Annotated in this window: 2 protein-coding genes; one reads left to right on the plus strand and one right to left on the minus strand. The window is 44.7% G+C overall.

Annotation, left to right across the window (positions count from 1 at the left end):
- A partial coding sequence (locus tag ACFI6J_RS21460; protein ID WP_462586392.1) for a DUF4437 domain-containing protein occupies positions 1-605 on the plus strand: 605 nt, incomplete at its 5' end.
- 15 nt (positions 606-620) lie between these two features.
- On the opposite strand, the gene ACFI6J_RS21465 is transcribed toward ACFI6J_RS21460, so the two are convergent.
- The coding region (locus ACFI6J_RS21465; protein WP_462586393.1) for an ankyrin repeat domain-containing protein at positions 621-1,113 on the minus strand (493 nt) is incomplete at its 5' end.

Below are 1,113 nucleotides of genomic sequence, written 5' to 3' on the forward strand. Positions count from 1 at the left end.
GCTTTGAATCGCCACCGCACATTCACAACATAACCTATAGAGGTATTGTGATTGAAGGTGAAATGCACAATGACGATCCAAACGCAGCAAAGATGTGGATGCCAACAGGTTCGTTTTGGACTCAACCTGCAGGTGAAGATCACACCACTGCGGCAAACGACAAAACCAACCTGATTTACCTGGAAATTGATGAAGGCCCATACCTTGTAAAGCCATCAAAAGAACATTTTGACAACGGCGAAAGGCCAATCAACGTTCACGCAGACAATATGGTGTGGCTGCAAAAAAGCGACCTTGTAAATATAGCGGCCAACGGTGTTTCTGTTGCCTATTTGTGGGGCGAGACAAGTAGTGTATACGGTACCCTTGTCAAGCTTCCAAAAGGATTTAAAGGTTCAATAAAATCTAATGGTGATGAATTTAAGGCAGTGGTTATCAAAGGAAGTCTCAATTATACCCAAAACAACGCCTCCAGACAGATTGAATTAAACGCAGGAAGTTATATTGAATCATCAACTGCCGCACACCATTCTGTTGAAAACGCAAACCAAAGCGAAACCATTGTATACGTAAGAACGTCGTCAAAATTTAGCGTTACAGATTAGTACGCTTTTTTCAGCTCACTTACGCGGGGCTTTTTCACGCTTGCTTCGCGTATTTTCTAGGTATTCAGCAATCATAGAATAACCGTTTTGCCTTGCAAGCTGCTCTGGTGTATTGCCATCATAACCTTTCAAATCTAACCTAGCTCCTGCTTCCACCAATACTTTCGCTGCCTCTAAATGCCCATGCCACACTGCGTCATGAAGCGGTGTATACCCGTTGTTAGGACCTTGCGCGTTAAGCACTTCCTGAAAGCCAGGATATTGACTAAGTAACGTCAGCATGTCTGCACGCCCAAAATATGCGGCTTTGTGTAAAGCAATTGCGGCCATGTAGGCGCCGGTAAGCGTTTGATCTGCGCCGTTATCTAGCAACAGCTTTGCTACTTTCAGGTAGCCTTTCATCGCTGCAAGCAGCAGCGCGCTATGAAAATCACTGCCTTGTTTCAATACGGGCGCAACCGCATTAACGTCATACCCTTTTTCTAGCAGCACTTTTATTTCAGCTACC

This window comes from Alteromonas sp. G4i13, assembly GCF_054960505.1.